The following is a 12,227-nucleotide window of genomic DNA, read 5'->3' on the forward strand; positions in this document are numbered from 1 at the left end:
TCTCATGCCGGCGGTAGCCGGCTGCCTCGCAGAGCAGGATGACCCGTTGAGCGCCCCCGGCGCGAATAAGGGACAGTGAAGATAGATAACCGGCTCGCCGGTTAGCTAACTTCACACATCCTGCCCGCCTTACGGCGTTAATAACACCAAGGAAAGTCTACACCAGCCATTACGATTTATCCGCAACTATCGCGCTATCAGGCCGCAAAAGCAGCAACGGATATAGCGAAAACCGCCACAATGGCCCATAATGCCGCTATCGAAGCGTGCCAATGCACGCCGATAGCGGACTTTTTGCGTTTCCGTAGCGCCGCTTAGTAGCGTTACATTTGCGATGAGAGGATTAGATGGACGAACACGATGCCAAAGACCTACCCCGAAGAGCTGGCTGAATGGGTGAAGGGACGGGAAGCCAAGAAGCCGCGCCAGGACAAGCACGTGGTCGCGTTCCTGGCCGTCAAGAGCGACGTTCAAGCGGCGCTCGATGCGGGCTATGCGATGAAAACGATCTGGGAGCACATGAAGGAAACCGGCCGGCTGCGCTGTCGGTACGAAACATTCACCCAGCACGTGAAGCGGTACATCAAGGCCGCGCCGGTAGCTTCCCCGCCGCCTCCCGCCACTCCCCCGGACAGCCAGCCCAAGGGCGCGAAGCCCGAGCCGAAGGCCGCCCCGCCGGCCTCGGAATCCAAGAGTGAGCCGCCCAAGATCGGCGGCTTCACGTTTGATGCGACTCCAAAGAAAGAGGATTTACTGTAATGGCGAAAATTCACATGGTTCTGCAAGGCAAGGGCGGCGTCGGCAAGTCGATGATCGCGGCCACCATCGCGCAGTACAAAGCCGGCAAGGGACAGAAGCCGCTTTGCATCGACACCGATCCGGTGAACGCGACGTTCGAGGGCTACAAAGCCCTCAACGTGCGCCGGCTCAACATCATGGACGGCGACGAGATCAACACCCGGAATTTCGACGCCCTGGTCGAGATGATCGCGTCGGCCGAGGGCGACGTCATCATCGACAACGGGGCCAGCTCGTTCGTGCCGCTGTCGCACTACCTCATCAGCAACCAGGTGCCGGCGCTGCTCCAGGACATGGGCCACGAACTCGTGGTGCATACGGTCGTCACCGGCGGCCAGGCCCTGGTGGACACGGTGAGCGGCTTCGCCCAGCTCGCCAGCCAGTTCCCGGCCGAATGCCTGTTCGTGGTCTGGCTGAACCCGTATTGGGGGCCAATCGAGCACGAGGGCAAGGGGTTCGAGCAGTTGAAGGCGTACACGACCAACAAGGGCCGTGTGTCCGCCATCATCCAGATTCCGGCGCTGAAAGAGGAAACCTACGGCCGCGACTTCGCCGAAATGCTCCAGGATCGGCGCACCTTCGATGAGGCCCTGGCCGATTCGGCGCTCACGATCATGACGCGGCAGCGGCTCAAGATCGTGAAAACCCAGCTCTTCGCCCAGCTCGAAAACGCGGCGGTGCTCTGATGGCGGCCGACGACAAGATCGAGGAGCTGATACGGGAGATCGCGGCCAAGCACGGCATCGCCGTGGGCCGCGACGATCCGATCTTGATCCTCCAGACCATCAACATGAAGCTGATGCAGGACAGCGCATCGGCCCAGCAGGAAATCTTGGACGCCTTCAAGTCGGAACTGGAGTCCATCGCCCACCGATGGGGTGATGACGCCAAGGGAAAGGCGGAAAGGACGCTCAACGCGGCGTTGGCGGCCAGCAAGGACGCCATGACGCGGGGAATGCAGGAGGGCGCGAAGGCGGCCGCCGAGGCCGTGCGGCGTGAGGTTGAGGCGGTGACGGCGCAGCTCGTCGCGCCGATCCGCGAGGCGCGGCGCGTCGCCATGATGAACATGGTCGCGGCCGGCATGGCGGTCGTGGCCGCCGGCCTGGCCCTGTGGGCCTCGCTGTAGATGGCGATGCGGGATCTCATCGTCAGAACTGGCGATGGTCGACCGCGCCGGCGGCATCGCCAGGTTCGGCGATGCTGGCCAGCTCCCGGCATCGTCGCTTGTGACGATGCTGCAGGATGATTCCACCAGGCCCTCGGCGGGCCTCCCTCGCCAGAAATGGCGATGCTCGAGAAAAAAGCCCGGCGACCGCCGGGCTTCGTTTTTATGCGGGCCTGGCTGACAGGCCCAAGGACTGCGATCTCCCTGGCCGCTCCTGGGCCTGGGATTGCTTGCGCTCCTGCTCCTGCTTGCGCATCAGCAGCTCATGCCGGCGGGCGGCCTCGCGCATGGCATCCCAATCGGAAGCCAGCTCGGGGTTCTCGGCGCGCATCTTGCGCGTCGCCAGCTCTTCGATCTTCGGCGAGTGCAGGCCCATGCCTTCCTTGATCTCGCGGACGGCCTCCAGGCGCGCGTGAAGCGTCTGCAAGCGGGCCTGCTGCTGCGCCTGCTGGTTCTGCCAGGCTCGCTTAGAGCCGGGCAAGGAAAGCCGGCCAGGCGCGGACGCCTGGGTCTGCTGCAAACGGGCCTGCTGCCGGTCGATCAGGTTTTCTAGCCTGTCCTCGATGTGCTCCACCTGGTCGTGCTTGGCCTGCACGTAGAGCGCCAGGGTTTCGGGGTAGGACTGCTCGACCGGGGCCGCCTCTAGGGTGGCCTGCTGCTCGATCTCGGCCGCCTGGGCGGCCTCCAGCAAGTCGGCTCCGGTGTCCTCGCGCGAAGCGCCGAAGGCGGCACCGCCGAGGGTGGCCGGCGCGCTGACGCGGGCCGGCTTGGTGGCGCGGCTCTCGGTGCCGCTGCCGGGGATGGTGAGTCGTTTCAAGGGCGTGCCTCCTTTTTAGCCGCTAAAGCTACATGGAGCGCCCCCGCGTCAGTTTCGGGGCCTCTGCGGCGACTGCCGCCTTGCCCTGGGCGTTGTAGCTGATGCTCTTTGCGCTCCCAATTTCAGGTACTTTATCGAAATCTGACCGAGCGTGCATGACAAAGTTCTTGCCGATCTGCTGGTACACGTTGGTGGCGTCGGCATGAACGATCACGCCGGCGTGGGTCTGCTTCTTGTCGGCCGCTTGGGCCGTGTACAGGTTGTAGATGCCGGGCTTCAACGCGCCCGCCTTGTCTACTTTCTGATTCGTCCAAGCGCCGTCCTTTTCGGCCTGAACGATGCGTTGACCGTTCATGACCAAGAGGCGTTCTTTCATCGGGCACTCCTATGGTTGCCGTAGTTCTCAAAAGGGTGATGGTGGCCCCATGCAAGCCGCGCTCCAACAAAAAAGCCGACCTCGGCAAAGCGAGGCCGGCTCTTCCCAGCGGCCGGGTTGTGCGTTTTGTCAGGGTTCCAGGGTAATTTTAAGGAAAACCAACCGATTTATCAGGTCTTTTTGCGTCCGCCGCTGGTCGGATCGGCCGCCCGGCCTTGCGCCATGACGGTTTCCAGGGCCTCCAGCCGGCCGCGAAGCCCGGCCGCTTCCTCGCGGGCCTGGGCAGCGTCGCGCTTCGCCTGGTCGCGCTCGCCCTGGGCGGCGGTCAGCCGCTCGGCCTGGCGGTGTGCCTCGGCCGCCATCGCCTTGCGCTGCTCCTGGTGGGCCTGCTCGGCCGCCTCGGCCTTGGCCTGCACCTTCACCAGCTCCGCGCGCACCTGGTCGCGCTCGGCGGCGGCCGCCTCGGTGGCCTTCCGCTGCTCGGCCTGAGCGGCGCGCGCCTGGTCGGTCGCCTGGTTCGCCCGCTCCAGGTCGGCACGCAGCTCGCCGGCGCGGCGCTCGATCTCGGCGGTACGGCTGTTCGCGGCCGCGAGGTCGGCCCGCAGGGCCTCCACCTGGTCGGCGCTGGCCGTGGCCCTCTCCTGGGCCTTGTCGCGCTCTGCGCGCGCCTGGCGGGCTTCCTGATGGGCGTGATCCAGCTCCGTGCGCAGCTCGCCGGCCCTGGCCTCGGCCGTGGCCGCGCGCTCGCTGGTCGCCGCGAGCTTGCCGCGCAGCTCGTCGGCCTCGCCCTTGGCGGCCGCCTCGACGGCCTCCAGGGCCGCGATGCGGGCCTTGGCCTCGTCCAGCTCGCCGGTGAGCTGGTCGGCCAGCTCTGCGGCTTCCTGGCGCGCTGCTTCCGTCTCCTGGCGCACGGCCTCCAGCGCCTCGCGCTCGGCGGCCAGGCGGTTGTTCGCCATTTCCAGCGCCACGGCCCACAAGTCGCCGCCCAGCTCGGCCAGCTTGTCAGTGATCGCCTGCGGTGCCGGCTCGCGGATCGGGGCGGCCTGGCTGGCCTTGCGTGCGCGCCACTCGTTCATCGCCTCGCTGATGGTGGTGAAGCTGCCGCTGCCGAGCTGCTTGCGCACGTTCGCCAGCGTGGGGTTCTGGCCGGCCGCGTCCAGTTCGTCGGCCACCGCAAATATCTGCTCCTTCGAGATCGCCATGTCGGGCCTCCTTTGGCCGGTTGTATGTTGTAGCGTGAAGCATACTACAACATACAACACTACGCAAGCGGTTTAGCTGAACTTTTTTTAGCGGCTAAAACGCGGGCAAAAAAAGCCCCGCTCGATGGCGGGGCGATGGGTGGGGGTCGGTGGTCGGCGATGCCCGGCGCTGGGCGTGTCAGCCCTCCAGCAGCGCGACAAGCTGCACGGTGCCAAGGTCGGCCTCGAACTCCTGGCCGTCATCCTCGTATTTGAGCCAGGCCCAGCCCTCGGCCGGGGGCCGGCGGTTGAGGATCAGCCGTGCCGGCCGGTCGTCGTGCTTGACCTGGATGATGGCCTTCTTGAGCTTGTCGGGGTCGGCCTCCTTCGGCTCCTTCTTCCCCTTGGCGTCATCATCCTGCGGCCCCTGCTCGCCGTCGCCGGCCTCGGCGTCGGTCTTGCCGGTCAGCGCATCGACGGTGTTGGGATCACGGTCGCCGTCCTCGTGACTGCGCTTGTCCTCCAGGAACTCGCGCAGCAGCTTCACCGAGCCGCGCGTCAGCTCCTGGCTGTCGTCGGCCAGCCAGGCGGCCACCTCGTCGGGGTTCTTCTTGTAGGCCGTCACCAGCTCGTTGATGACAGTCACGTCCTTGCCCCGGCCGCTATTGAACGCCTCGGCAATGGGTTCGGGCAAGTCCAGCAGCGTGACGTGCTGCGTGACGAAGGCCGGCGACTTGCCGATCTCCTTGGCGATCTCGCCCTTCTTCTTGCCCTTCGCCAGCTCGCGGCCGATGAAGTCGGCGATCTCACGCGCCGTCAGCTCGTTGCGTTGCAGGTTCTCGATAACCTGGTCGGCCTCGTTGTAGTCGTTGTCGATGAAGGCCGGGATCGTGGTCTTGTGCGCCCACTTCGAGCCGCGATAGCGCCGCGCGCCGTGGTTGATGAGGTAGCGCCCCGGTGCGTCCGGGTTCTCGCGCACGCTGATGGGCGACTTCACGCCGCGCGCTTTGATCGTCTCGCCGATCTCCGCGATGCTCTCCGGCGAGAAGCCGGGGTTGTCGGCCGTGCGCGGCTGGTGCGGGTCTTCGTCGATCAGGTCAAGCGGCAGCTCCTGCGGGCCTGCGCCGCCGGCGTTGGCCGCCGGCTGCTCGTTCAGCAGGCCGGCCAGGTCGCCCAGCCCGTCCAGGCCCAGCCCGGACGATTGCGGCTTGTCCTGCTCCTTCTTCTTGGCGTTGGTCTTGGCGCTCATTGCGCGATCTCCATCTTCGTGAACACGTAATCCGCCAGCGCACGCACCTCCTGGGTGGCCTTCCGCGCGGCGGTCTTCTTGATCTTCCACACCGGCATCTGCTCGCCCAGCGCCTCGGCGATGCTGTCACGCGCGCCGATGCTGAACGGCAAGATGAGCTGCGGGTATGCCTGCTGCAACGTCGCCAGGTTGTTGACGTGGCGCGGCTTCCGCGCGTCCACCTTGTTCGGCACCATGCCGAGGAAGCGCAGCTTGGGGTTCTGCTTGCGCAGGTTGCTGATGACCGCGACCATCTTCTTCATGCCCTGCAAGCTGTACGCCTCCATTTCGATGGGCGACAGCATGTAGTCGGCCGTCAGCACGGCCGCCGTCATGGCGACGCCAAGGGAGGGGGCCGTGTCGATCAGGCACACGTCGAAGAACTCGCCCAGCGCGGCCACACTGGCCCGCAGCGCGGCGGCCGCCTGGGAAAGCTCCATCTTGTCCAGGTTCGCCAGGTTGGCGTCTGCCGCGATCAGCGCCAGGCCGTCATCCTCCCGGTCAGCGAACCAGGCGCGCAGCTCGTCGCCGCCGGCGGTGAACATGCGACTGGCGGGATAGCCCGAGTCGTGGCCGGCCAGCGTCCAGCTCGCATTGCCCTGGGTGTCCAGGTCGATCACTGCAACCCGAAGGCCGCGCTCCTGGAAGTCGAACGCCAGGTGGCAGGTTGCGAACGTCTTGCCTTGACCGCCTTTCTGAATTGCCGTGACCAGTGTTTTCATGAGTTGGGTTCCTGTTTCCTCTTTCCCTTGGCGTCGGCTTCCCAACGCTTGACGATGAACGCTTGATGCTCCGGCAGTACCGCCGTCACCCGCTCGAAGCCCTGCGGGAGCACTTCCCCCGCCACTGCCCACACGCGGCTGACCGCTTGCGATACCGCCCCCTTGGTCAGCCCCAGCGAGGCCACAAACTCGGCCTGGGGCCTTCCATCGACCAGCACGCCGCGCGCTATGTCGATGGTCTGTTGCCCGATCTCCAGGCCCTTGATCGCCGCCTGGAATTGGGCTTCGGTTAGCCGTTTCTTCATGGAGAACACCCATATAAACTCCACACCCGGTTGTTGAACAAAAGGCGGTGCCAGCCGCCGACCATGTGCAGAAGTTTAGCTAAACTCGCCGCCCGCGTCAAGCGTTTTAGCGGCTAAAAATGGGCGCGTGATCTTCTTTCTTGGCGTTCAACCTGGCCGCGTCAGCGGCACTCATGAAGAACGTCATCAGCGGGCCGACCGTGCGGCTCGAACCGTTGGCAAAGCACACGTCGAACTGACCGCCGGCGGTGTGCGGATCGACGCCTTCCACCAGTCGCCAGGGGTCAAGGCCCCATTCCTCGGATTGCGCGCTGTACCAATAGGCCGGCGCATCGCCGTTCAAGTCGCTGGCCGCGTACTCGCGCACCAGGACGGCCACCCGGCCGGTGTTCGGCTCCACGAATCCCGGCGGGTAGGGTAGGGTCTGTTTTTTCATGTCAAAGCCCCTTCGGCTTGTAGATCGAAACGAAGTAGGTGATCGCGGTCAGCACCGCGAAGTACGCCAGGAACGACCAACCGGCATACACGCCAGGCGTGTTCCAGTGGTAGAGCATCCGCACGAACTGGAAGAAGGTGGCAATCGACAGCACCCACTTGAGGATCGGCCAGACCAGCACGGTCGCCACCCATACGAACTTGACCAGGCCGGCCAGCAGGCCAGCACCGGGGGCCTTGTTGGGGGCAGCAGACGCGGCGGCAGGCTCCACCGGCGCGGGCGCGGCGGGCTGCTCGATCTCCTTGGGGAACTTGATGATGTTGGACATAGCTTGACCCTCCACGCGCTTACGTGTTGAATGCTGGGTGCTCCCACTCGGAAGCATGGTTACGGTGTGCCAGCACCAGGCCAAGCGCCCCGGATCACTCCGGGGCGTTCCTCCACCTGGGGCCGCCCTTGATCTTGCCTCGGCTCACGCAATACTCCTTCTTGGCGTCCTCGATAGGCCCGGCCGTTGCCGACCGGGCCATGTGCTCTTACCAGCCGGCCCGGCGCTTGGCCTGCTCGACGGCTTCCATCGACCAATGGCCCTTGGCCTGCCCCTCCAGGGAGCATCCGGCGAAGTACGCCTTGCCGCGCAGTTCCTCGGCTTTGCACACCAGCTCGGCCGCCTCGGCCATCATGGCCGCGATCTCGTCACGGCGGGCCGGGAAGTCGGTCGCTGCCGCGCCCTCCAGCTCGTCAATCCAGGGCATAATCTTGTTGTCGCTCATCGGACTTTCTCCGGTAGTTGACCTGGGCAATGTGCCCGGCCTTCAAGTGCTATATTAGGGCAAAATGCCCTAGCCTATCAAGCACTTTAGCTAAACTTTTTTCGCTTTACCGGAATCCGAAGGCTAAACTTTAGCCGCTAAAACCTTTCCCTTGGCGTCAATCCTCTTTCCAGATCACGCCCAGCCCGGCCTGGTCGCACAGGATCGCCCATGCCGCATAGGGAATCGGGGTGTCCTCGCCGATCCAGCGGCGGATCGTGCGGTCGCCCTTCGCGCCCAGCCCCAGCGCCTTCGCGGCCTTGCTGCCGCTGAACCCGGCCAGGCGCAGCACCTCTCGGACTTCCTCGCCGGTCGGTTGCGCCCAGCGTTCGGCCGGCTTCAAGCACTCCAGCCGGATATTGGCGTCGTTCGTCATTCGTTCGTTCTCCTGGTCAAGTGATAAGCCGCAACTGGTCGAAGCCGTAGATCGACTGGATGCAGCTCGGGTCTGAATCGACCACGCGCCGGCCTGCGCGATTGGTCTTGTACGTTACCGGCCTGTCGTCGTGCGCCCACACCTGGCGGGTGTCGGGATGCACCTTCACGATGATGATGCGCTTGCCGATGTAGCGGTCGAAAACCGGGTGATGGACGCTCACGATCTCGCACCGCTGGCCGGGCTTGAACTCCACCAGGTCGGCCGGGCCTCCATCGCCATTCCTGGCGATGCTGCAGGTTGCCGCGCTCGCTCGCGGCATCGTTGTTTCCGGCGATACAGGCCCGCCCTCGCCCGGCTCGGCATCGTCGGCTTTGACGATGCTGCAGGTCATCGTCGTTTCTGGCGATGCGGGATCTCGCTCCGGGCCTGCGCCGGTGATTTTTCCCTTGGCGTCCAACCCGGCGGCCCTGGCCGCCTTGATCCTGGTCGCGGCCTCGGCCGCCCAGCGCCTGGCGATGAAGGCCCGATGCGAGGGCAGCACCACATCGACCAGGACGAACCCCGGCGGCACCAGGACGGTCGCCGGTGCGCGCCGCGCCGGCGGCTCCAAGCCGGCCAGCCAAGCGGGCAGGGGAGCATCGGCCAGGCGGTCGCGGTAGCTGGCCTCGACCATCACCGGGCGCTTCTTCTCGGCTCGCTGCGCAGCCAGGATGCCGCGCGCAACCTCGTCCACCGTCATGCAGCCCTGCGCCGTGTCGAAGTGCGAGCGGTAGCCCGTTTCGGAGATAAACGGCCTGTCCAGGTCGATGACGTGGAACTGGAAGTGGGCACCCAGCGGCCCGCCGTAGCCGGCCTCGTACTCCACCAGGGCGCGCATGTCGCCATCCGCGACCAGGAACTGGCCGCGCTGGCCCCACAAGGGCACGTCGCCAGGCACCGCCGCGCAATGGCGCTCGATGACCTGGCCGGGCGCGTCGTGGTCGGCCATGCTGCCCACGTGCGTTCCGCCGTTCATCTTCCAGATGACGGCCTCGTATCGGTCGCTGGCCGCCTCGGCGGCCGCACCGTCACCGCGCATGATCGCCGCGTCGATCTCCACCACGGCCGCCACGGCGGCGGCCAGCAGCTCGTCGCGGTCGGTGGGCAGCTCGGCCAGCAGCTCGGCCGCCGGCGCGTTCCAGTCCTGGCCCGGCTGGGCCGGCGTCTTGCGTTTCTTCGCCATCGGCCGGCCCCTCAAGTGTCAGCACGCCGCCACGCGATCACGTCGCGGGCTTCGTAGCCGTGGCGCTTGCAGTCGTCGCAGAATCCCGAGCTGAACCCCTTGTGGTTCGTGCCGATCCATGCGGCCGGCTTGCCGCATTCGTGGCCGTAGGTGCCCGGCTCGGCGTTGTGGCACTTGCCGTCCGTCGCGTAGCTGTTCGTCGGTGCCTGGGGAGCGTTGTTCCTGGTCATGGTCGCCTCCTGGAAGCCCCGGCCGAAGCCGGGGCCGCCCCTCATCAGTCAATAGCCCGGTAGATCGCGGCCGCCTCGGCGTGGCTGGCTGCGAAGCCGCGCAGGAAGTGATAGCGGTCGATCAGGGCATCGCCGGCGTCCGTGTCGGCGGCCTCGGCCGCGAGCTGACCCAGCGCGAACAGGGTTGCGACAATGCCGGCGGCGTCGGCCGACAACTCGCCTCGGAAGCCGTTGCCGTCCACCTCGATCTCCAGGCGGTCGGCCAGGTCGGGGGCCATGTAAAAACCGCCGTCCGACAAGGTGTAGTAGTGCCAATACGCGCCGCTGTAGCGTTCGCAGAGCCGGCGAAGCCAGGCATACACCAGGGCCTCGCCGCGCATCATCAGACGCGGGCCGAAGTAGGCGGGCAGGAAGTCGAGGCGCTGGGCCTCGGCGACCAGGGAAGCGGTAACGGGTTGCTCTTGGGTGTTCATCGGACTTTCTCCGGTAGTTGACCTGGGCGAAATGCCCGGCCTTCAAGTGCTATATTAGGGCAAAATGTCCTAATCGTCAAGCACTTTAGCTAAACGTTTTAGCCGCTAAACCTTGCCCTTTCCCTTGGCGTGCATTACAATGTAATTCACGAACCCAACCGGAGAACCAATCATGGCTGCAAACCAGCTCGTACAAACGCGCATCGACGGCGCGATCAAGGAAGAAGCGGCGGCCGTCCTGGCCGCGATGGGCCTTACCGTGTCCGACGCGGTGCGGCTGCTGCTCACGAAGGTGGCCCAGGACAAGGCGCTGCCCTTCGAGCCGCTGATTCCGAACGCCACCACCATCGAGGCGATGAAGGAAGCCCGCAAGGGCAAGCTGCCGCGCTTCGCCACCGTCAACGATCTGATGGCCGATCTGCATGCGGCAGATTGAGCGCACCGGCCAGTTCAAGCGCGACTACAAGCGCGAGGCGAAAGGGCAGCACCGGGCCACGCTCGACGCCGACCTGGTGCCCGTCCTGGTCGCGCTCGCCGACGACCAGCCGCTGGAACCTCGGCACCGCGACCACGCGCTGACCGGGGACTGGAAGGATCACCGGGATTGCCACGTCAAGCCCGACCTGGTGCTGATCTACCAGAAGCCCGACGCCGACACGCTGCGCCTGGTGCGCCTCGGCTCTCACTCCGAACTCGGCTTGTGATCGGCGCGGGCCTGGCCCCGCGTCTCACGTTTCATTGACACTTGAGGGGCGCTTTCCGCGCCACCGGCCGAGCTGGCCGACCCCCTTCCTTGGCGTAAAACCTGCGGCGGTGGAGCTGCTGCGATGCTTGAGGATCGCGCGGCCGGTCGAACCGCGGCGACCTGGTTGGGGAGTGTGAGGGGGCTTTGCCCCCTCGCAAGCTCTCGAACTTACTGCCTTCCGCCAGGCGCTTGCGCCTGGCTCTCCTAAGCCGTAGCGCCGAAGGCGCTCCATTGTGGGGTGAGGCCGCAAGGCGGCCGAGGGGCGTAGCCCCTGGGGGGATGGGAGGCCGCTTGCGGCCGGGTGGGATCGAGAAGGGGGGTTTCCCCCCTTCGGCGGCCGGTCATGCTGCGCGGTAGCTTGGGCCGTGTTGCCGTTTTTTTCGCCAGCCTCTGGTTAAAACTACCTGGTTATATAAAAAGGTTATAAAGACGGTTAAAAACCTGGTTAGCATGACCGAAAAACGCGCGTAAACCGTTGTCACGCCAAGGAAAAGCGCGAAGAGGCCGCCCCTCAAGTGTCAATGGATAAGCCCCCCATGTGTCAATACGCTGCCCCTCAAGTGTCAAGAACCGCGCCCCTCAAGTGTCAGTAGGGCCGCCCCTCAAGTGTCAATACCGGGGCAGGGTTCCTAACAGGGTTATCCACAACTTCGGTGGATAACTCCATGCCGATCAGGCACTTAGGCCGCCTCGGCGGCCGCCTGGACGGCTCGACCAGGCCGAAATCGGCCGCTGCCCCCCAAGTGTCAACATCGCGCCGGCCCCGCTGCCCCTCAAGTGTCAACGTCAGGGCTGCGCCGGCCGGCCTCGGCCGACTTGTCCCGAAACTGTCCACAACGGCCGCGCCGGTGGGGCAGGGCAGGGAAGGCCCCGGAAACGGGCCAGGAAGGCCCGTCAGGGCCGCAAAGCCCAGCGGCGAGGGCCACCGGCCCGGTGAGCGTCGGGAAGGCGCTGGAAGCCCGCCAGGGGCGAGACGGGCGGCTCTGCCGCCTGGCTCGATGCGCAGCACGACATAGCCGGTTCTCGCGGCCGCCGGCCGGGAGAATCCCCCGCAGCTCGGCCCCTCAAGTGTCAAAGGGTGGATCTCATCGTCAGAAGCGGCGATGCGAGATCCAGCGCCGGCGTCGGCCGTCATCGTCGGAACTGGCGATGGGGCCCTCGGTTCATCGTCAAAGGTGGCGATGGTCGACCGTGGCCAGGACGTGGCCAGCCTCGCCGGAAGTGACGATGCTGCAGCTCGACGTGCGCGAGCTGGTGCGCGGTACTGCCTGGGGTCGC

At 65.8% G+C, this 12,227-nt stretch carries 18 protein-coding genes; 5 read left to right on the top strand and 13 right to left on the bottom strand.

What is annotated here, in order from left to right; genetic code table 11:
• Positions 1 to 360 precede the first annotated feature (360 nt).
• From SA496_RS28635 to SA496_RS28645, 3 genes are read left to right on the top strand one after another with little or no spacing between them, the layout of a single operon-like run.
• Positions 361 to 759, top strand: coding sequence for a TraK family protein (locus SA496_RS28635; RefSeq protein WP_001127128.1), 399 nt, complete (start codon positions 361 to 363; stop codon positions 757 to 759).
• A complete protein-coding gene (locus SA496_RS28640) occupies positions 759 to 1,484 on the top strand; it encodes a nucleotide-binding protein (RefSeq protein WP_011114058.1) in 726 nt (241 codons plus the stop codon). The genes SA496_RS28635 and SA496_RS28640 overlap by 1 nt, the downstream gene beginning before the upstream one ends.
• Positions 1,484 to 1,924 (top strand): conjugal transfer protein TraM, encoded by a 441-nt coding sequence (locus tag SA496_RS28645; protein WP_000718516.1) that lies wholly within the window; start codon positions 1,484 to 1,486, stop codon positions 1,922 to 1,924. Before SA496_RS28640 ends, SA496_RS28645 begins: the two co-directional genes overlap by 1 nt.
• Before the next feature lie 202 nt (positions 1,925 to 2,126).
• On the opposite strand, the gene kfrC is transcribed toward SA496_RS28645, so the two are convergent.
• From kfrC to SA496_RS28710, 13 genes are all read right to left on the bottom strand, one after another.
• Complete coding sequence (gene kfrC / locus SA496_RS28650; RefSeq protein WP_000826922.1) at positions 2,127 to 2,780, bottom strand: IncP plasmid survival protein KfrC; 654 nt, start codon at positions 2,778 to 2,780, stop codon at positions 2,127 to 2,129.
• Positions 2,781 to 2,808: 28 nt separating this feature from the next.
• Complete coding sequence (gene kfrB / locus SA496_RS28655) at positions 2,809 to 3,156, bottom strand: IncP plasmid survival protein KfrB (RefSeq protein WP_000664557.1); 348 nt, start codon at positions 3,154 to 3,156, stop codon at positions 2,809 to 2,811.
• Between the two features lie 170 nt (positions 3,157 to 3,326).
• Positions 3,327 to 4,358: a DNA-binding protein gene (locus SA496_RS28660; RefSeq protein WP_011114059.1), complete on the bottom strand. Its 1,032-nt coding sequence runs from the start codon at positions 4,356 to 4,358 to the stop codon at positions 3,327 to 3,329.
• 178 nt (positions 4,359 to 4,536) lie between these two features.
• A complete protein-coding gene (locus tag SA496_RS28665; RefSeq protein ID WP_011114060.1) occupies positions 4,537 to 5,586 on the bottom strand; it encodes a transcriptional repressor gene korB in 1,050 nt (349 codons plus the stop codon).
• A complete protein-coding gene (locus SA496_RS28670; RefSeq protein ID WP_011114061.1) occupies positions 5,583 to 6,347 on the bottom strand; it encodes a ParA family protein in 765 nt (254 codons plus the stop codon). The genes SA496_RS28665 and SA496_RS28670 overlap by 4 nt, the downstream gene beginning before the upstream one ends.
• On the bottom strand, positions 6,344 to 6,652 hold the full coding sequence (locus tag SA496_RS28675) for a transcriptional regulator KorA (protein WP_011114062.1): 309 nt from the start codon (positions 6,650 to 6,652) through the stop codon (positions 6,344 to 6,346). Before SA496_RS28675 ends, SA496_RS28670 begins: the two co-directional genes overlap by 4 nt.
• A 106-nt stretch (positions 6,653 to 6,758) precedes the next feature.
• Positions 6,759 to 7,088 (bottom strand): DUF2761 domain-containing protein, encoded by a 330-nt coding sequence (locus SA496_RS28680; protein WP_011114064.1) that lies wholly within the window; start codon positions 7,086 to 7,088, stop codon positions 6,759 to 6,761.
• 1 nt (position 7,089) lies between these two features.
• Positions 7,090 to 7,416, bottom strand: coding sequence for a KleE stable inheritance protein (gene kleE, locus SA496_RS28685; RefSeq protein ID WP_011114065.1), 327 nt, complete (start codon positions 7,414 to 7,416; stop codon positions 7,090 to 7,092).
• 208 nt (positions 7,417 to 7,624) lie between these two features.
• Complete coding sequence (gene kleA, locus SA496_RS28690; RefSeq protein WP_011114066.1) at positions 7,625 to 7,861, bottom strand: stable inheritance protein KleA; 237 nt, start codon at positions 7,859 to 7,861, stop codon at positions 7,625 to 7,627.
• Positions 7,862 to 8,018: 157 nt separating this feature from the next.
• On the bottom strand, positions 8,019 to 8,276 hold the full coding sequence (gene korC / locus SA496_RS28695; protein WP_011114067.1) for a transcriptional repressor KorC: 258 nt from the start codon (positions 8,274 to 8,276) through the stop codon (positions 8,019 to 8,021).
• A gap of 16 nt (positions 8,277 to 8,292) precedes the next feature.
• The gene (locus SA496_RS28700; RefSeq protein ID WP_011114068.1) at positions 8,293 to 9,501 is read right to left on the bottom strand and encodes a hypothetical protein; all 1,209 of its coding nucleotides are present in this window, start codon (positions 9,499 to 9,501) and stop codon (positions 8,293 to 8,295) included.
• Positions 9,502 to 9,512: 11 nt separating this feature from the next.
• Positions 9,513 to 9,731, bottom strand: a complete 219-nt coding sequence (locus SA496_RS28705; RefSeq protein WP_012478187.1) for a hypothetical protein — start codon at positions 9,729 to 9,731, stop codon at positions 9,513 to 9,515.
• Positions 9,732 to 9,775: 44 nt separating this feature from the next.
• Positions 9,776 to 10,204, bottom strand: a complete 429-nt coding sequence (locus SA496_RS28710) for an antirestriction protein (RefSeq protein ID WP_011114069.1) — start codon at positions 10,202 to 10,204, stop codon at positions 9,776 to 9,778.
• A 172-nt stretch (positions 10,205 to 10,376) separates the two neighbouring features.
• On the opposite strand from SA496_RS28710, the gene SA496_RS28715 reads away from it, so the two are divergent.
• Positions 10,377 to 10,640: a type II toxin-antitoxin system RelB/DinJ family antitoxin gene (locus tag SA496_RS28715; protein WP_011114070.1), complete on the top strand. Its 264-nt coding sequence runs from the start codon at positions 10,377 to 10,379 to the stop codon at positions 10,638 to 10,640.
• A complete protein-coding gene (locus SA496_RS28720) occupies positions 10,627 to 10,908 on the top strand; it encodes a type II toxin-antitoxin system YafQ family toxin (RefSeq protein WP_011114071.1) in 282 nt (93 codons plus the stop codon). The genes SA496_RS28715 and SA496_RS28720 overlap by 14 nt, the downstream gene beginning before the upstream one ends.
• Positions 10,909 to 12,227 lie beyond the last annotated feature (1,319 nt).

The organism is Pseudomonas sp. JS3066 (assembly GCF_036328175.1).
Classification (GTDB): Bacteria; Pseudomonadota; Gammaproteobacteria; order Pseudomonadales; family Pseudomonadaceae; genus Metapseudomonas.